This is a genomic window from Bacillus sp. cl96 (genome assembly GCF_900100505.1).
GTDB lineage: Bacteria > Bacillota > Bacilli > Bacillales > Bacillaceae_G > Bacillus_A > Bacillus_A cereus.
Genome location: NZ_FNDM01000004.1, coordinates 252,727 through 269,928, shown reverse-complemented (window position 1 = coordinate 269,928; position 17,202 = coordinate 252,727). Strand labels below are relative to the sequence as shown.

Here is a 17,202-nt window from a genome sequence, read left to right as displayed (position 1 = left end):
TTACTAGAAACCGACGGTCTTAAACGCTGCAACGTATGTAAAAAATACAAAATGCTGGATCATTTCCACAAACACCGATTGAGGTACGACGGATTGGCATCGGCTTGTAAGCCATGTTTAAATATAGCGGCAAACAATCTGTATTCATCGCAGAAATTGATGGCCAGGAAGTCGAATGCAAGAAGTGTAACACCTGCGAAAAAGTAAAGGCGCTGCATGAATTCCATTCAAACGGAGCAAACCGCGGCAAATATTCCAGGCGTGGAAGTTGCGGACCGTGTGAAAACCGCGAGAAAAAGGAAAGAAAATGGAATTCAAGGGCGGTAAAACTGGCGCTCATTGCAGCCAATACAACAAAATCATAAAAAAATATAGAAAAAGTCGTGTTTTGTGGAAATTCGATAGGGATCGGCCGTACATATGTAGTGAAGAGAAGGAGCCGTCCTTCTTTTCTGGATCAGATTTCTTTTATCATTTGAAGGGGAGGTTTTTCAGCCTTCCCAACTTCCCGAAATACATAAATCATTTGTGACGGACTTCGCGAGTCGTCAACGGTTATATACAATTTGTATGTTTTTCGCATTCTTCCATCTCTTATTTTAGGATCAGCAGCGCTGCACGGTTTGGTGTTGCTGGATCTCTTTTATAGGACATGAATTTTATAGAAAGGTGGTCCGATCATTTTAATATAAACCACTTAGCGGGAAAATCCCGCAAAATAAAAATAATTCGATGTTTCTATATCGAAGTTATTGAGATTTTTCTTTGAACAACAATTCTTCGAACATTCAAGGCGCTTTGTGTATGTCAGCCGTGACGCCACACGGTGGCATACGTCGCATAATACGTCAATGTGAAGCGGTAGCGAGCTAGGAGGGGTGAAACCCTCCAAAACTATTATTTATAAATACGATACATCAAAAATGTAAAGATACCCACATAAAACGATACACACACGAAAGGAAGCGATATAATGCACGATAAAAAATATCACCTAACAGGCGATAAGCTACGATTGATAAGAGTATTCGCAAATATAACGCAAAAGCAACTGGCGAAATTGTTAGGCATCGAAAGTCGATCAATATCAACCTGGGAAAACGGGAGATACAACCCGAATGCGGAAAGTGCTGCGAAGGTTGTCAGCTTCGTTGGAGAAGAAACTTTTCAACGTATAGAGGCGATTTTGTACGATCTTGACAACGTTGAAATGATGGACAAGCTACGAACAAAAGTTAATAACAGACTGTAAAAATATAAAGATATACGGAGGAATTCAAATGAAAAACAGTACAAAAGAACTAATGCAGCAAGCGGGAGAAATTCAAGATTCACTAAGCGGAGATATTTTAGGACTGGCAACCTATTTCCGAAGCGCAAAAGAGAGTCTAAATAAAGACGGTATGCTATCAAGTAAAGGTGTAATGGAAAAAGAAGCGGGCCTAAAACGAAAAATGGAAGTCGCAGCAATGCAGATGATTGCTGATAAGCATCGCGAATATAAAGAAATTTTAAGCAAGGCGAAGGCATCGGCCCAGGCGGAATTGTTACGAGAAGTGCCAGCAGTTGACGCACAGACAAAGGCAATCTTTGACGCGGATCTTATCCAACTTCGCGGCAATATTATGTTTGGAACTACGCCAGAACGATCAGCGAAGCACCTGGCTGAACTAGTCGAAAAGGCGTCAGTACATCCGAGCCTAGCGAAACAAGTACAGGAAGAATACTTGCAACTAGGCGCAGCGATCGCACAACGTGTCGGCCATAGTGAACAAGGCATGAAACTGCGAAATGAATTATTAAACGGACATAACAAGCTAAACAAGGCCACAAAGGCGGACGGATATGAAGAAGCACAACGAAGCCTGGCGGATATCGCGGAAATGGAAAACGTGCAGTTTATCAGCAATGCGAAGTATGATCGAGTATTTAGCGAAATCAGCGGCGATAATATCCTAAAACAATTCGCAAATGATAGCGAAAGATATTTCGATGTACATCGTGAAAGGGTGTTGCGCGTACAGATGCAAAATCCAGACATGCAAGGCGCGGCAATCACTGAATGATAGTTATATATTTGTGTCATGTGCTGGCGGTGGCGACTTTTATCGCTGCTGCTGCGCTCGGTCACATAGAACATAAACGAGTAGAACAAAACCGCACAGAGTCAAAACATGCGGTCAAAAAAAGGAGGAAGTCGAAAATGAAAACAAACTACGATCCAAATAACGGTGAACAAATCGAAGGGAAATCTATACATGATGTAATGGCGGCCGCACGTGTTAGGTTTGGCGGGAATTATCTTGTAATGAATACACAAACGTACAACGATCCGCACTGGAAAGCGGTCTATAACATGGCGAAGGGCGACGGGGGTCTGTCTTCACATGAACGAAGAAAGAATGCGCCGCGAAGTCTATCAGTGGGCGGAAAAATTATAATGTAGAACAATTTCACATACTACATTATAAACTGTTGCGATGACCGTTTATTTTATACAACGAAGGAGGCCGCAGCAAATGCAGATCAAGTATCACGGCCAGCACATAACGATCACAGGTGACGAAGATATTTTGCAGCGGGCAGGAATTGAGTTGAACCCGTCACCACTGCGAAAAGGTGAATTGCCGACTACATACAAAGAATTACGCTATTTCTACGAACGTGCATACAGGACGAAAACGAAAAATGATGCAATTCTGTACGTAATAGCGCTTGAAAATTACGTCTCACAAAACGATCACAGAGACGAAAATAAACGAAAAGGACAGGTGTATTAATATGAGAACACTACATGAAATATATCTAGAGGAACAAAAGCTATACGAGGAGAAACAAGATCGACTAAAAGCGCAGGAACAGGCTGAAAAGGAATGGTGGGAAGCCATCATGCGCGTACAAGATGAAAAGGCGTTTGTACTAGAGGTCATGAAATGCGAAGGTGCGGCAACTAGTCGGAAGATTGTCGGGTAGTGACGAAGCGGGGCGATGCCTTATCGGTATCGCTCTTTTTTTATTTAACTATCGAAGGAGACCGAGACATATGCAAATCAGATACCACGGGCAGCACGTAACGATAACGTGTGAAATAAATAACGCAACTTGACAGAGATCCTACGGGGGTTCCATCTCTTTTTTGTATGTAATAGGAAACGTCGCCGAGAAATTACTTTGTTAGATACTATAATGGCAGCAATTCTTGTGATTATATTGCTAGGTGTTTAGCGTCTTAAATTATTAATGGATTTTAGAGGGGATTTTTAAATAATTCTTTAAAAAAAGTAATAAAATTACTTATATCATAATTATAAGTTGTAATGATTAGCATGTTCTAGTAGAATTGTTTACAGATGATAATAAAGGAATCGTAAATTATGGATTTCTGTTAAAATTGGAAAAGGGTTGAAAAACCCTAGGTATTAGTAGGAGGACACAAATGATTACAGTAAGTAACGTTAGTTTGCGTTTCGCGGATCGCAAATTATTTGAAGATGTTAACATAAAATTCACGCCAGGTAACTGCTACGGTTTAATCGGAGCAAACGGTGCTGGTAAATCTACATTTCTAAAGATTTTATCTGGGGAAATTGAACCATCAACAGGTGACATACATATTACGCCAGGTGAGCGTCTAGCAGTATTAAAACAGAACCATTTCGAATATGAAGAGTTCCCAGTATTAGAAACAGTAATTATGGGTCACACGCAACTTTACAAAGTAATGCAAGAGAAAAATGCTATTTACATGAAAGAAGACTTTAGTGATGAAGATGGAATGCGCGCTGCTGAACTTGAAGGTGAGTTCGCTGAGCTTAACGGTTGGGAAGCTGAGTCAGAAGCTGCAATTCTTCTTAAAGGTTTAGGTATTGGTGAAGATCTTCATGATAAGAAATTGTCAGAATTAACTGGGGCAGAGAAAGTAAAAGTATTACTTGCTCAAGCTTTATTCGGTCAACCTGACATTCTATTATTAGATGAGCCTACCAACCACTTGGACTTAAAAGCGATTCAATGGTTAGAAAACTTCTTAATGAACTTTGAAAACACAGTTATCGTAGTATCCCATGACCGTCACTTCTTAAATAAAGTATGTACGCACATGGCTGACCTTGATTTCGGTAAAATTCAACTTTATGTTGGTAACTATGACTTCTGGTATGAGTCAAGCCAATTAGCTTTAAAATTAACACAAGATGCTAATAAGAAAAAAGAAGAGAAAGTAAAAGAGTTACAAAACTTCATTGCACGCTTTAGTTCAAACGCTTCTAAAGCGAAACAAGCAACTTCTCGTAAAAAATTATTAGACAAAATTACATTAGATGATATTAGACCGTCATCACGTCGTTACCCATTCGTTGGCTTCACACCTGAGCGTGAAGTAGGAAATGACTTATTAACTGTTGAAGGTCTTTCTAAAACAATTGATGGTGAAAAAGTGTTAGATAATGTGTACTTCACTTTAAATAAAGGTGATAAAGTTGCATTTATCGGCCGTAACGATATTGCGATGACAACATTATTTAAAATTCTTATGGGTGAAATGGAGCCGGATAGCGGTTCATTCAAATGGGGTGTTACAACCTCTCAATCTTACTTCCCAAGAGATAACTCTAAGTACTTTGAGAACAGTGATTACAACTTAGTTGAATGGTTACGTCAATTCTCTCCACAAGATGAGTCTGAAAGCTTCTTACGTGGTTTCTTAGGCCGTATGTTATTCTCAGGTGAAGAAGTTAAGAAGAACGTTTCTGTATTATCTGGAGGCGAAAAAGTTCGTTGTATGTTATCTAAAATGATGTTAAGTGGTGCGAACGTAATCACACTTGACGATCCAACGAACCACTTAGACCTTGAGTCAATCACAGCATTAAATAACGGTTTAATTGCATTCAAAGGTACAATCTTATTCACATCTCATGACCATCAGTTCGTGCAAACAATTGCAAACCGCATTATCGAAGTAACACCAAACGGCGTAATCGATAAAGAGGCTACTTATGATGAGTTCTTAGAAAATGAGGAACTTCAAAAACAAGTAGATGCAATGTACAAAGGTCAATAATATATAATGAAAAAACTCGCTCTTTTTAGAGCGAGTTTTTTTGTCGAGAAAACGTAACATCGCTGGTCGGTCAAATGAATAATTATTCAAATATAATATTAATGAACAGGAGAATTTTTTCATGTATGAAGGGATGTAATGACTTTAAGATTTAAAGAGTTAGTTGAAGAAGGGAAATGTAAGTGGAGTAATATAATCAAATCGTATTATTTTGTCATGTGAAATATGTACCAAATTTGGAGATAGAATAGTTTGCGAATGAGTTTATAAAGGTATATAGTATGGGGTGTCATAATTAGTGGATGAATCTTGGGAGAAAACAGGAAATGTTACAAATTTATTTTGTTAAATAGAAACCAAGGTCAAAATGTCTAGAAAGAAATAGTTGAATAAATACTAGCTTCAAATTATAATTACTAATATTCTTCATATAGTTAAAAAAAGATAATCTATTTGAAGAAGAAAATTTGAATAGAGAGACAGACTTATAAAAAAATAAGCCTTGGATGATCAAAAGAGGTGGAGAAATGAAACAGTTCTTATTAAAGAGCAAAAGCGTGTTAAGCAATCATTTTGGATTCTTTCTGTTTGCCGTTATTTTATTGTGGCTCAAAACATATGCAGCTTATGTAACGGAATTCAATTTAGGAATTTCAAACACAATTCAAAAATTCTTGCTGTTTTTTAACCCGCTTAGTTCAGCAGTTCTATTTTTAGGACTTGCATTATTTGCAAAAGGGAAACGATCTTATATTTGGTTAATTATCATTAATTTGTTATTGTCGATTCTTTTATACGCAAACGTAGTATACTATCGCTTTTTCAGTGACTTTATTACGTTCCCGACATTAACACAAACGAATAACTTTGGAGATTTAGGTGGTAGTATTCTTGCGTTGCTACATCTTTATGATCCATTATACTTCTTAGACACGATTATATTAATTGTGTTAGTCGCAACAAAATTTGCAAATCCAAAACCAATTCGTGTTGCGAAGCATAAATTATCTCTAGTATTTGTAGCAGGTATTTTATTATTCAGTGTTAACTTAGGTCTTGCAGAGTCTGACCGTCCTGAATTATTAACAAGAACGTTTGACCGTAATTATATTGTGAAATATTTAGGTGCATACAACTACACAATTTATGATGGAATTCAAAGTGCGAAAGCATCGACAGAACGAGCATTAGCTGATGGCGATAATATGACAGAAGTACGAAATTATTTAACATCAACTTATGCAAGTCCAAATCCTGAGTATTTCGGTAAAGGAAAGGGAATGAACGTAATTTACATTCATTTAGAGTCATTCCAAAACTTCTTAATTGATTACAAATTAAATGGTCAAGAAGTTACACCGTTCTTAAACTCATTTACAAAAGATGCGAATACACTTTATTTTGATAACTTCTTCCATCAAACAGGACAAGGGAAAACATCTGATGCGGAGTTTATGTTAGAGAATTCAATGTTTGGTTTACCGCAAGGTTCTGTCTTTACAACGAAATCTCATAATACGTATCAATCAGCACCAGCTATTTTAGGACAACAAGGATACACATCAGCAGTATTCCACGGTAACTACAAAACATTCTGGAACCGTGACGATATTTATAAATCATTTGGTTTTAATAAATTCTTTGATGCGTCATACTACGATATGAATGAAAAAGACGTAGTAAACTATGGGTTAAAAGATAAACCGTTCTTTAATGAATCTATTCCGTTATTACAAACGTTGAAACAACCGTTCTATACGAAGTTTATTACGTTATCGAACCATTTCCCTTATCCAATCGATAAGGCAGAAGCAACGATTGAACCAGCAACAACAGGTGATTCATCAGTAGATACGTACTTCCAAACAGCACGCTATTTAGATGAATCTGTAAAAGGCTTCATCGATTACTTGAAACAATCTGGTTTATATGATAACTCAATTATTGTTATGTACGGAGACCATTACGGTATTTCAGATAATCATAACGCAGCAATGTCAAAAGTAATGGGTAAAGAAATGAACTCATTTGAAAATGCACAGTTACAACGTGTACCATTAATCGTTCGTGTACCAGGAGTGAAAGGTGGCGTACAACATCAATACGGTGGTGAAATTGACGTTCTTCCAACGCTATTACACTTACTAGGTACAGATACAAAGAATTATGTTCAATTCGGTTCTGATTTATTATCACCAGATCATAAACAAGTCGTTGCGTTCCGTAACGGTAACTACGTAAGCCCAACAGTTACTGCACTAAACGGCAAATACTATGATACAACTACTGGAAAACCTGTAGAATTTACAGATGAAATAAAGAAAAATGAACAAATGGTTCAAAACTCACTAAAATACTCTGACCAAGTCGTGAATGGTGACTTATTACGATTCTACACACCGGAAGGATTCACTCCAGTAGATCGTTCGAAGTATAACTATAACAACCGCGATAAAAACAAAACGAAGGTAAAAACGACTCCGGAAGGGGAAGCTAAATAAATAATAAAAGGCGCTATTCATATGAATAGCGCCTTTTATTTGTAAATATACCATCATTATGAGACAGAACCAGCTGTTGCTTTTTGTTTAGCCTTTCCGAAGAAAACTACACCGATGATGATAATAATGATAAATGCCCATTTAACGAAAGGGTTACTTTCGAAAAATCCAGCGAACCATTTCTCATCTACAATCATTTTCGCGGCAGTATAAGCTAAAACGGCTGCTCCAATCGTAATGATGACAGGAAAACGATCTACCCATTTTAAAATCAATGTACTGCCCCATACGACTACTGGAATAGACACTAATAATCCGATGATTACTAAAGAAAAGTTACCATGGGCAGCTCCTGCAACAGCGAGTACATTATCGATGCCCATTAACGCATCAGCAATAATAATGGTTTTAATAGCAGACCAAAATCCTTCTTCGGCCTTAATATCATGATCTTTGCCTTCAGCAATTAATTTATAAGCAATCCATATAAGGAGTACACCACCAATTAGAAGTAGCCCTGGTATTTTTAACAACCAAACAACAACTAAGGTAGCGAGGGCTCTAATCGCGATTGCCCCGATAGTTCCCCATATAATAACTTTCTTTTGCTGATCTTTCGGTAATCTTCTTGCTGCTAATCCAATTACAATGGCATTATCACCGGCTAACACTAAATCAATTACAATGATGGCAAGTAGGGCGGACAAATATTCGGCTGAAAGAAAATCCATATACACATCACTCCTTAAGAGTAATATGTGCTAAAGTGTTGATAATATAAAAAATAGGATTGAATTTGTATATTCAATCCATAATTTCTTACTGTATTTTGATATATGTTTTAATGTCGTATAAGTCGCTTTTGTATTCTTTTTTGTTTATCGTTTCGCTTTCTTAATTTTCGATTCATCTTTTTAATGCGGTTTTCTTTTCTATTATCCCAGTTATCACTTCGAATTTTACTAATAGACTTATCTGTCTTAGCACGAAAACGTCTTACTTTTTTCACGAAGGAAAGGGGTGTTTTGCCGATAACACCTTGTTTTTCTAACGAATCATCTTTACCTAGACACCAATCAGGATGAGATAATAAATAGTCGAAATCAAATATTATCCCGTATTCTTTATCCATATATGTATACCATTCATCTAAAGTACACTTATTTTTTGTATGTAAATATGTTGATCCATCAGTCATAGCACAGCACCAATAGTCAAAATAGCTCCATAGTACCCATTCTTTCGGTACATCTAGTGTTAAAATTACCATTTTTGAATTTGTTCTACCCCAAGCTTTATGATTTCGATTTGGGTAATTATTTGCTTCCCAGACCCAAATAGGATAGTTACCTTCGTAATGAGGCAATCTTGTTTTAGCGACGCGCACCATCCAGTCATATGAATATACATCGTCTGGATCGATGAATTCTTTATTACCTTCTAAATAACCAAGTTTCTTAAATTGTTTCCATGCTTCTTCAGTTTGTACTGTATATACGATCATATGGCACCTACTTATTTAAACTAAATTATAGTATAACATGTGATTTTGAATTTTTATTGATATTAGAGAAGGGGGAGTTTGAGTCGAATATACGAGGAGTAATTCCCAAAATGATAAAAAGACTTGATTCCCAGCTAAAGGAAATCAAGTCTTTTCATTACATACGATTATCATGCCAGAAGTTTAATGGGAAGTGTTCGTTCTCATTATATGCTTCTAATTCATATCCTTTTTCTTTCAGTCCTTTAATAATTCCAGGAACTGCTTTTACTGATTGTGGATGAATATCATGCATAAGGATAACTTCTGTTGGATTTGTAGCACCATGTAACACGTTTTCTACAATTTTAGCAGATGCAGCATCAACTTGCATTTTGTTATATTTCCAGTCTAAAGAATCAATTGTCCAATCCCAAACTTTTAAGCCGTTTTCTACAACTTTGTTGCGAAGAGCTTCGTTTAATCCTGGCATAGAGCCGTAAGATGGACGAGTTAATACTGGTGATTTACCTAAAACACCAGCGATTAAGCCTTGGTCTTCCTTCATTTCATCTACGTAATGACCTTCAGTGTAAAGTTTCTTGTAGTTATGAGTCATACTGTGCATCCCAACGTAGTGACCTTCAGCATCTTCGCGTTTTACAAGATCAGGGAAAGCTTTTACGTTTGAACCAATTAGGAAGAATGTTGCTTTTGCATTTTCTTTCTTTAACATATCTAAAAGCTCAGCTGTGTATTTTCCAGGACCGTCATCAAATGTTAAATAAGCGACTTTTCTAACTTGCCCGTTATAATGTTTTGGAGCTTCTTTCGGAGCAAGAGATGTTTGAATCTCACTCACAAGTTGAACAGATTTTGCTTCATCCTCTGTACTAGCTAGAGCAGTATGTACTGATCCAAAAGCCACTTCGTATGTGAATAATACCCCCGCACAAACTAACATAGCCCTTTTTACTAAAGTTGTCATTCGAATTCCATTGTGCATAATTTTCCTTCTCTCTATAAAAGTTCTACTCTACTATATTAGCAATTATAGGTAGGGAAATGCAAAAAAACTTTTTTACAAGTGTAAAAAAGTTTATTCAAAAGTATGCAAGATTTTATATCAATTGCAGTTTTGAAAAATAGGATGAATTTAAACTTTATTATTTAAACTTTCAATCACCAAATCATACTTTCGTATCATTTCATTTTCGTTCCAATTATTGATTCGAATATTTTTGTTTTTTATTAAAATATTGGTAAAGAAACAATTACATGAAAAAAGGAGTGGGAATATGGATAATTATATTTGCACTACATGTGGAGTACAGTATCCCGAAAATGAAGAAGCACCTTCTCGCTGTAAAATTTGTAATGAGGAAAGACAATATGTTAATCCAATTGGGCAGTCATGGACAACATTAGAAACGATGCAAAATAGCAATTTATACAAAAACGAAATAATAAAAGAAGAAAGCGGTTTGTATAGCATTACTACTAAACCTAAATTTGCGATTGGACAAACAGCATTTTTAATACAAAGTAAAACTCTAAATGTTATGTGGGATTGCATTAGTTATTTAGATGATAAAACGATACAACGTATATATGATTTAGGTGGTATTCAAGCAATAGCACTTTCTCATCCACATTATTACTCTACACAAGTTAAATGGGCGGAAACATTCAATGTACCTATTTATATTCATGAAGATGATAAAGAGTGGGTGGTTCGTCCGAGTAAGCAAATTAAATTTTGGTCTGGGGAGCATCTGATATTATCAGAAGAACTTACATTGCATCGCTTAGGAGGCCATTTTAAGGGTGGAACTGTTATACATTGGAAAGACGGTAATGAAGGGAAAGGTATTTTGTTATCAGGTGATATTATACAAGTAGTTTCGGATCGGAAATGGGTAAGTTTTATGTATAGTTATCCCAATCTCATTCCATTACCAGCGAATACAGTTAGAGATATGGCAGAGAAGGTAAAAGATATCCAATTTAGTCGACTATATAATGCATTTCATGGTGTGGTGGAAGATGCGAATAAAGCTGTACAAAGATCTGCTGATCGGTATATAAAGGCCCTGCAAGGAGAACTATTTCATACGTAATAGCTTGTAATTCATCTCTATATTTATATAACTAATTTTATATGAATTTTATACTAAAGTCCTATTGTTTATTAACTAATAGGTCTTTCAACTTAGGAAGTTCACACTAATGAGGGATGTTAAAGGGAATATATGTAACCTATACTAATTACTATAAAGCTTTGGAAAATGAAAAGGAGGAGATTTGCATGAAGAATTGGGTTCAATTTAGAATTGCAAGACCAACAGATAAATTTGAAGAAGTGATAAGTTTTTATGAAACAGGATTAGGTTTAAAACGTATAGGGGAATTTCACAATCATGAAGGATATGATGGGGTTATGTTTGGCTTACCAGATGAAGAGTATCATTTGGAGTTTACTACACATGTTAATGGAAGTCCATGTCCGGCACCGACAAAAGATAATTTACTAGTTTTTTATATGCCTATTAAAGATGAAATTGAAAAGATAGTGAATCGATTAAGTAATATGGGCTATCATGAGGTAGAACCTGAAAACCCGTATTGGATAGAGAAAGGAACCACAATAGAGGATCCAGACGGTTGGAGAATTGTGCTTATGAATGCATCTGAATAAGAAAACTATTTTCATATGAAATAGAGTGTAACAAAATGATTTAGACATAAATCCCTACAGTGTTTGTAGGGATTTTTATATAAGAAATTTTTATTGAGAGAGTTATTAAAATGTAGAAAGTATTTTGGCTAAGAACAAATGTAGTAAACATAATTTATGAAGGAGGTATAAAAGTATGATAGTAAACCATTTTGAAGCGTTTTCTAAACATGTTGGAAATACACATCTTATTAAAAGTTCTTTCGTAGTTTATATCTTATTCTACGCAAAATTGATACCATCAAAAAACTGTATGTTTAACATGTACAGTTTTTTAATGGTATAGCTGTGCAATGTTTAAAAATTTCACATACCGTATTTTAAAAATAAATATAGGAAAACCAAAAAGTAATGTAGAATATATCGTACATACATATATACAGTCAACATAAAAGATAAAGAGGTGGGTATATGTTACTTGAGGAAGTAATGCGGCAACTAGAGGAATATGGAACAGAACAAAATCGAAAAACGTATAAAAACCACGGAGCGAAAGAGCCGTTATTTGGAGTTAGTTTTGCGAATTTAAAATTGTTAAAAAAGAAGATAAAAAAAGATCACGATTTAGCAGTTGAATTGTGGGAAACGAAAAATATGGACGCAATGACATTAGCAACTTATATTTTAGACCCGAAAAAAATAACGACAGAACAGCTTAATAGTTGGATTCAGGATGTTGATTATTACTGTTTAATGGATGTTCTGATGACATCTATATGTACTTCGCCAATTGCAATAGAAAGAATGGAAGAGTGGACAAAGTCTAATGATGAATGGATTGGAAGAGCTGGCTGGTCTTTATTAGCAAATATAGCGATTAAAAATAAAACGTTACATGATGATTTCTTCTCTCCGTACTTAGAAGAGATTAAAGAAAATATACATAATGAAAAAAATCGAAAAAAAGAAGCGATGAATAGTGCTTTAATCGCAATAGGAATTCGTAATGAAGACTTAGAGCGACAAGCGATTGAAATTGCAAGTGAAATTGGAAAAATAGAGGTTGATCATGGTGCAACATCATGTAAAACACCAGATGCAGAAAGCTATATAAAAAAAGCGAGAGAAAGAGCTGAAAAAAAGAAAGTGAAATAAGAAAAGAGGATCGGTTATGAAACCAATTGAAGCAGCACAAAACATAATTACATTACAATTTCCGAATTGTGATGTAGCTTTACTCGGCGGAAGCGTTGCACGAGGAGAAGCGACGAAAACATCTGACCTTGACATTGTAATAGTCGATCAAAGTTTAACTTCTTGCTATAGAGAATCTTTCTATAGTAATGGATGGCCTGTTGAGGTGTTTGTTCATAATTTCGAAACATATAAAACCTTTTTCAAAATGGATTGTGATCGAGGGAGGCCGTCGTTACCACAATTAGTTTCAGAAGGGATTGCCTTAAAAGGGGAACAGGAAATTGTTGAGAAATTAAAAAAAGAAGCGAATGATTTACTACATAAAGGACCAGCTAAATGGACCGAAGAAACGATTAAGCAGAAGCGATATTTTATTACGGATACTTTAGATGACTTTATTGGTGCAACAAAAAGAGAAGAAGAATTGTTTATCGCTAATTTATTAGCCGATTTAGTACATGAATATGTATTAAGAGTAAATGGTAAGTGGCTTGGGAGTTCAAAATGGTTTATTAGAGTGCTAAAAAGATATGATGAGCAATATGCAAACAAATTTGTAGCCGCTTTTGATCATTTTTATAAAACGGGAGGGAAAAATGAATTAATTCATTTTATAGAAAAGACGTTAGAACAGTATGGTGGAAGAGTGTTCGAAGGATTTTCTATTGGTAAATAAAGAGAGGAGAAAAAAATGAATGTACCATATGTTCAATTAAGAGAATTGACACTAGATGATGTAGAAGATCGCTATCAATGGTCATTAGATAGAGATGTAACAAAGCATTTAGTCGTACCAGATCAATATCCTCCGTTCACTCGTGGAGATACGAGAAACTGGATTGAAGCTTGTATAAGCCGAAAAAATGGTTATGAACAAAGGGCAATCGTTACTGAGACAGGTATACATATTGGATGGGTAGACCTTAAAAATTTTGATAAAACAAATAAAAATGCTGAACTAGGAATTGCGATTGGAAATAAAGACTATTGGAGTAAAGGATTTGGAATGGCAGCTCTAAACAGCATGTTACAAATAGGTTTTTCTCAGTTTGAATTGGAGAAAATTTGGTTACGTGTAGATGAAGATAATACAAAAGCTAAAAAGAGTTATGAAAGTGCCGGATTTGTATGCGAAGGGTTAATGAGAAATGATCGATTGAGACAGGGAAAGTTCATTCATCGCTATCGTTACAGTATATTAAAAGAAGAGTATGAATCAAAAAAATAATAACCTATAAAAATATTATGTAAATTAAAAAGGGGAAAATAAAATGATTCGATTACTTACAAAAGCGGATGCAAAAAAATATTGGGAGTTGCGTTTACAAGCACTACAAGTAAATCCAGAAGCATTTATAACGACTTATGAAGAAGCAGTACGTCAAGAAAACCCTCTTGAACGAGTTGCTAGTAATCTTTCATCCAACAGTAGTTTTACATTTGGTGCTTTTAATAATGAAAATCGTTTAGTTGGGGTTGTTACTTTATTAACAGAAGAAAAAGACGCATATAAGCATAAAGGACATATCGTTGCAATGTATGTGGATACTGAAAATCGAAGAAGTGGTCTTGCACGTGATTTAATACGTAAAGCAATTGAAAGGGCAAAAGAGATGAAGCTAGAGCAATTGAATTTAGGGGTTGTGTCAACGAACGAACCAGCCAAACGATTATATGAGTCAATGGGATTTAAAACATACGGAATTGAAAAAAGGGCTATAAAAATGAATGGTGTGTATAGTGATGATGAACATATGGTGTTGTTCTTTTAAGAGAGGAAGTTTTGTATGAAAGATCTCCATTTAGAAAGTAAAATGGACCCTCAAGTAGCGATTTTGTATGCGACGGTTGCTGATACGTTTAATAGATTGCAAAGGTTAGTCGAAGGTACTGAAGAGAACGAACTATCCTATAAAGGGTCTGAAAATAATGAAAATAGTATTGGGCAGTTACTTCAGCATTTAGCAGTTGTTGATTTACATTGGGTGTATCGTTTCAAGGGAGAAGATGTTCCGCCAGCATTTGAAAATAAATATGGTCCTAAGTTAAATGAAGTAGGAGAATTACCAAGTTTAAGAAAAAACACATTGCAAGAGTTAATGCAAGATTATGAAGCAGTGCAAAAATTGTTTTATGAAGAATGTATGAAACTAACAGAAACTGATTTAACGCGGGAAGTTTTGTATGAAAAAGGGGAAAACGCGACAATAAGATGGGGAATATGGCATATAGCAGATCATAATCGGTATCATCAAGCTCATATAAGTCGATTGAGGAAATTATACAGAGAATATAAACTACATATTCTTTAATTTTTGAATGAACGAACGCCCCTAAATAATAATTAAAGGAGGCGTTTGTTTTTATTCGTTCGCTTTTCTTCCCAAGCTATCATTAAATTTTTATGATAATCTTTTGGTTTCTCAATAGAAAACCAGTAAATTGAATGTGCAATAGTTGGTAGCCATCTTTTATAGCGGATGCGTATATTTTCATGGTGAGTATAGTGGGTCGAGATTAAAGTAGATTTTGACCCTTGAAAATTTTGACATGTAATGGCCTCGATTTCATACCAATGCACTTTATTCCCATGTAAATCTACTACAATTCCTTCATCATCCCAAAGTGAAATGTAAGTTTGAATGTAGATTTTTCATCGCGTATACTAAAATATATGTCATAGAGATAAAAAATTAAATACAAGGGGTTTTACAATGAAAGCAATTGTTATAGGGATACTGGCATCATTTTTCTTTGCCTTTACCTTTGTTTTGAACAGGGCAATGGACTTAGAAGGTGGAAGCTGGATTTGGAGTGCATCATTACGGTATTATTTTATGGTTCCAATGCTATTACTTATTGTTATGTATAGAGGGAACTTAAAGCAACTCTTTCAATATATGAAAAACAATCCGAAAGAATGGTTAGTGTGGAGTATCGTTGGATTTGGTCTCTTTTATGCACCGCTTAGTTTTGCTGGAGCGTTCGGACCAGGTTGGCTCGTTGCATCAACATGGCAAATTACAATCGTTGCAGGGATTTTGTTAACACCATTTTTTGCGGTGGATCCACTACATAAAAAACTTCCGATGAAGGAATTAGTAATGTCGGGCATTATTTTATTCGGTGTCGTTCTCATGCAAGTAGAACATGCTTCTTCATTAGGTATTCGTGAAACCGTTTTATGTGTAGTTCCTGTACTTATTGCAGCATTTGCGTATCCTCTTGGAAATAGAAAAATGATGCAAGTTTGTAAAGGGGAATTAGATGTATTTCAGCGAGTACTCGGTATGACATTAGCAAGTTTACCATTTTGGTTTTTATTATCTGGTTACGAAGTATCAACAGGCGGATTACCGTCAAGTAGCCAAGTTTTTCAATGTTTTATTGTAGCAGTTAGCTCTGGGTTAATCGCGACAGTATTATTTTTCTTTGCAACAGATCTTGTGAAAGATGATCCGCAAAAATTAGCAACAGTGGAAGCGACGCAGTCTGGTGAAGTTTTATTTGCGCTAGTAGGAGAGTTGATCTGGTTATCTGCACCAATCCCATCATCATTATCTTGGATTGGTATGAGTCTCGTTATTATTGGAATGATACTTCATAGTTATGTGGCTGTCGTTGTAAAAAAAGAAGAAAAAATAACGGCGTAATGAGATTAGCTCTTTTTATTAAGAGCTAGTCTTTTTTCATAGAAAGGGATGAAAGTATGAATTTACAGTGTGTTAAACAAATTGAGAAAGATTCAATATTAAATGTGCTACAATATGCCGTCGGTCCAAATGAAATAAGCTTAAAGAAGGCAGTAATATTTTATCAAAGTAATAAAGGGACTTTGTACAAATATGAAGAAAAAGCTTGTCTAGGTATTGAAATAATCGGAGAAACTAAAGCACGCATATGTCATATAGCAGTGGCTCCAGATTATCGTCAAAAAGGAATTGCACTGCAAATGATTAAAGAAGTGGTAAGGATATATCAATTGACTTATATAGAAGCGGAGACAGACGATGGGGCGGTAGAATTTTATAAAAGAATTGGTTTTCAAGTTAAAAGTTTAGGAGAAAAATATCCAGGGATAGAAAGACTTCATTGTTACATGGAAAAATAGTATAAAATATGCATATGGAGTATAGTTTGAAAAAATAGGATTTACATTTTTCTTCATTTCAAAAAAACTCTCGCTCATCATTATCTACGATTTTAATAGAGTTTTGAGGCTTCAGTATAATAATATACATATTTTTGTAGTAATGAATATGATTAAGTTAAAAATTAAGAA

The 17,202-nt window shown here is 35.3% G+C and carries 20 protein-coding genes; 16 read left to right on the top strand and 4 right to left on the bottom strand.

What is annotated here, in order from left to right; translation table 11 throughout:
- Positions 1 to 19: 19 nt before the first annotated feature.
- A complete protein-coding gene (locus BLT20_RS30570) occupies positions 20 to 181 on the bottom strand; it encodes a hypothetical protein (RefSeq protein WP_154696801.1) in 162 nt (53 codons plus the stop codon).
- A gap of 792 nt (positions 182 to 973) precedes the next feature.
- Here BLT20_RS30570 and BLT20_RS11680 point away from each other — a divergent pair.
- The 7 genes from BLT20_RS11680 (at position 974) to BLT20_RS11650 (ending at position 7,563) form a co-directional block, all read left to right on the top strand.
- Positions 974 to 1,252, top strand: coding sequence for a helix-turn-helix transcriptional regulator (locus tag BLT20_RS11680; RefSeq protein WP_000543742.1), 279 nt, complete (start codon positions 974 to 976; stop codon positions 1,250 to 1,252).
- Positions 1,253 to 1,280: 28 nt separating this feature from the next.
- The gene (locus BLT20_RS11675) at positions 1,281 to 2,066 is read left to right on the top strand and encodes a hypothetical protein (protein ID WP_000798531.1); all 786 of its coding nucleotides are present in this window, start codon (positions 1,281 to 1,283) and stop codon (positions 2,064 to 2,066) included.
- The gene (locus tag BLT20_RS11670; protein WP_000635644.1) at positions 2,063 to 2,446 is read left to right on the top strand and encodes a hypothetical protein; all 384 of its coding nucleotides are present in this window, start codon (positions 2,063 to 2,065) and stop codon (positions 2,444 to 2,446) included. Before BLT20_RS11675 ends, BLT20_RS11670 begins: the two co-directional genes overlap by 4 nt.
- Before the next feature lie 73 nt (positions 2,447 to 2,519).
- The gene (locus BLT20_RS11665; RefSeq protein WP_001166142.1) at positions 2,520 to 2,780 is read left to right on the top strand and encodes a hypothetical protein; all 261 of its coding nucleotides are present in this window, start codon (positions 2,520 to 2,522) and stop codon (positions 2,778 to 2,780) included.
- A 1-nt stretch (position 2,781) separates the two neighbouring features.
- Positions 2,782 to 2,973: a hypothetical protein gene (locus BLT20_RS11660; RefSeq protein WP_001259513.1), complete on the top strand. Its 192-nt coding sequence runs from the start codon at positions 2,782 to 2,784 to the stop codon at positions 2,971 to 2,973.
- A 463-nt stretch (positions 2,974 to 3,436) separates the two neighbouring features.
- Complete coding sequence (locus tag BLT20_RS11655) at positions 3,437 to 5,062, top strand: ABC-F family ATP-binding cassette domain-containing protein (RefSeq protein WP_000633864.1); 1,626 nt, start codon at positions 3,437 to 3,439, stop codon at positions 5,060 to 5,062.
- A 527-nt stretch (positions 5,063 to 5,589) separates the two neighbouring features.
- Positions 5,590 to 7,563 carry a lipoteichoic acid synthase gene (locus BLT20_RS11650; RefSeq protein ID WP_000808770.1) on the top strand — a complete coding sequence of 658 codons (1,974 nt, stop codon included), beginning with the start codon at positions 5,590 to 5,592 and terminating at the stop codon, positions 7,561 to 7,563.
- Positions 7,564 to 7,619: 56 nt separating this feature from the next.
- Here the strand turns inward: BLT20_RS11650 and BLT20_RS11645 are convergent, their stop codons facing one another.
- From BLT20_RS11645 to BLT20_RS11635, 3 genes are all read right to left on the bottom strand, one after another.
- Positions 7,620 to 8,294 carry a TerC family protein gene (locus BLT20_RS11645; RefSeq protein WP_000346930.1) on the bottom strand — a complete coding sequence of 225 codons (675 nt, stop codon included), beginning with the start codon at positions 8,292 to 8,294 and terminating at the stop codon, positions 7,620 to 7,622.
- 110 nt (positions 8,295 to 8,404) lie between these two features.
- On the bottom strand, positions 8,405 to 9,067 hold the full coding sequence (locus BLT20_RS11640; protein ID WP_000637703.1) for a DUF3841 domain-containing protein: 663 nt from the start codon (positions 9,065 to 9,067) through the stop codon (positions 8,405 to 8,407).
- Positions 9,068 to 9,224: 157 nt separating this feature from the next.
- Complete coding sequence (locus BLT20_RS11635; protein WP_000551452.1) at positions 9,225 to 10,052, bottom strand: peptidoglycan-N-acetylglucosamine deacetylase; 828 nt, start codon at positions 10,050 to 10,052, stop codon at positions 9,225 to 9,227.
- A gap of 292 nt (positions 10,053 to 10,344) precedes the next feature.
- On the opposite strand from BLT20_RS11635, the gene BLT20_RS11630 reads away from it, so the two are divergent.
- The 9 genes from BLT20_RS11630 (at position 10,345) to BLT20_RS11585 (ending at position 17,031) form a co-directional block, all read left to right on the top strand.
- Positions 10,345 to 11,166: an MBL fold metallo-hydrolase gene (locus BLT20_RS11630; RefSeq protein WP_000371022.1), complete on the top strand. Its 822-nt coding sequence runs from the start codon at positions 10,345 to 10,347 to the stop codon at positions 11,164 to 11,166.
- A 188-nt stretch (positions 11,167 to 11,354) separates the two neighbouring features.
- Positions 11,355 to 11,744, top strand: a complete 390-nt coding sequence (locus tag BLT20_RS11625; RefSeq protein WP_000800667.1) for a VOC family protein — start codon at positions 11,355 to 11,357, stop codon at positions 11,742 to 11,744.
- Positions 11,745 to 12,194: 450 nt separating this feature from the next.
- Positions 12,195 to 12,878: a DNA alkylation repair protein gene (locus BLT20_RS11620; RefSeq protein WP_000923471.1), complete on the top strand. Its 684-nt coding sequence runs from the start codon at positions 12,195 to 12,197 to the stop codon at positions 12,876 to 12,878.
- Positions 12,879 to 12,894: 16 nt separating this feature from the next.
- Positions 12,895 to 13,596: a nucleotidyltransferase domain-containing protein gene (locus BLT20_RS11615; protein ID WP_000802424.1), complete on the top strand. Its 702-nt coding sequence runs from the start codon at positions 12,895 to 12,897 to the stop codon at positions 13,594 to 13,596.
- 15 nt (positions 13,597 to 13,611) lie between these two features.
- The gene (locus BLT20_RS11610) at positions 13,612 to 14,148 is read left to right on the top strand and encodes a GNAT family N-acetyltransferase (RefSeq protein WP_001102500.1); all 537 of its coding nucleotides are present in this window, start codon (positions 13,612 to 13,614) and stop codon (positions 14,146 to 14,148) included.
- A gap of 43 nt (positions 14,149 to 14,191) precedes the next feature.
- A complete protein-coding gene (locus BLT20_RS11605; protein ID WP_000620314.1) occupies positions 14,192 to 14,692 on the top strand; it encodes a GNAT family N-acetyltransferase in 501 nt (166 codons plus the stop codon).
- A 15-nt stretch (positions 14,693 to 14,707) separates the two neighbouring features.
- A complete protein-coding gene (locus BLT20_RS11600) occupies positions 14,708 to 15,232 on the top strand; it encodes a DinB family protein (RefSeq protein WP_000653849.1) in 525 nt (174 codons plus the stop codon).
- 402 nt (positions 15,233 to 15,634) lie between these two features.
- Positions 15,635 to 16,573, top strand: a complete 939-nt coding sequence (locus BLT20_RS11590) for a DMT family transporter (protein ID WP_000644594.1) — start codon at positions 15,635 to 15,637, stop codon at positions 16,571 to 16,573.
- A gap of 56 nt (positions 16,574 to 16,629) precedes the next feature.
- Complete coding sequence (locus BLT20_RS11585) at positions 16,630 to 17,031, top strand: GNAT family N-acetyltransferase (protein ID WP_001053116.1); 402 nt, start codon at positions 16,630 to 16,632, stop codon at positions 17,029 to 17,031.
- Positions 17,032 to 17,202: the final 171 nt, after the last annotated feature.

What these genes read in the sequence shown, in the direction of transcription:
- BLT20_RS11655 (WP_000633864.1), top strand. Translation starts at nt 3,437, where the DNA reads ATGATTACAGTAAGTAACGTTAGTTTGCGTTTCGCGGATCGCAAATTA.
- BLT20_RS11675 (WP_000798531.1), top strand. Translation starts at nt 1,281, where the DNA reads ATGAAAAACAGTACAAAAGAACTAATGCAGCAAGCGGGAGAAATTCAA.
- BLT20_RS11670 (WP_000635644.1), top strand. Translation starts at nt 2,063, where the DNA reads ATGATAGTTATATATTTGTGTCATGTGCTGGCGGTGGCGACTTTTATC.
- BLT20_RS11620 (WP_000923471.1), top strand. Translation starts at nt 12,195, where the DNA reads ATGTTACTTGAGGAAGTAATGCGGCAACTAGAGGAATATGGAACAGAA.
- BLT20_RS11585 (WP_001053116.1), top strand. Translation starts at nt 16,630, where the DNA reads ATGAATTTACAGTGTGTTAAACAAATTGAGAAAGATTCAATATTAAAT.
- BLT20_RS11645 (WP_000346930.1), bottom strand. Translation starts at nt 8,294, where the DNA reads ATGGATTTTCTTTCAGCCGAATATTTGTCCGCCCTACTTGCCATCATT.
- BLT20_RS11640 (WP_000637703.1), bottom strand. Translation starts at nt 9,067, where the DNA reads ATGATCGTATATACAGTACAAACTGAAGAAGCATGGAAACAATTTAAG.
- BLT20_RS11630 (WP_000371022.1), top strand. Translation starts at nt 10,345, where the DNA reads ATGGATAATTATATTTGCACTACATGTGGAGTACAGTATCCCGAAAAT.
- BLT20_RS11605 (WP_000620314.1), top strand. Translation starts at nt 14,192, where the DNA reads ATGATTCGATTACTTACAAAAGCGGATGCAAAAAAATATTGGGAGTTG.
- BLT20_RS11610 (WP_001102500.1), top strand. Translation starts at nt 13,612, where the DNA reads ATGAATGTACCATATGTTCAATTAAGAGAATTGACACTAGATGATGTA.
- BLT20_RS11680 (WP_000543742.1), top strand. Translation starts at nt 974, where the DNA reads ATGCACGATAAAAAATATCACCTAACAGGCGATAAGCTACGATTGATA.
- BLT20_RS11660 (WP_001259513.1), top strand. Translation starts at nt 2,782, where the DNA reads ATGAGAACACTACATGAAATATATCTAGAGGAACAAAAGCTATACGAG.
- BLT20_RS11625 (WP_000800667.1), top strand. Translation starts at nt 11,355, where the DNA reads ATGAAGAATTGGGTTCAATTTAGAATTGCAAGACCAACAGATAAATTT.
- BLT20_RS11635 (WP_000551452.1), bottom strand. Translation starts at nt 10,052, where the DNA reads ATGCACAATGGAATTCGAATGACAACTTTAGTAAAAAGGGCTATGTTA.
- BLT20_RS11615 (WP_000802424.1), top strand. Translation starts at nt 12,895, where the DNA reads ATGAAACCAATTGAAGCAGCACAAAACATAATTACATTACAATTTCCG.
- BLT20_RS11590 (WP_000644594.1), top strand. Translation starts at nt 15,635, where the DNA reads ATGAAAGCAATTGTTATAGGGATACTGGCATCATTTTTCTTTGCCTTT.
- BLT20_RS11600 (WP_000653849.1), top strand. Translation starts at nt 14,708, where the DNA reads ATGAAAGATCTCCATTTAGAAAGTAAAATGGACCCTCAAGTAGCGATT.
- BLT20_RS11665 (WP_001166142.1), top strand. Translation starts at nt 2,520, where the DNA reads ATGCAGATCAAGTATCACGGCCAGCACATAACGATCACAGGTGACGAA.
- BLT20_RS11650 (WP_000808770.1), top strand. Translation starts at nt 5,590, where the DNA reads ATGAAACAGTTCTTATTAAAGAGCAAAAGCGTGTTAAGCAATCATTTT.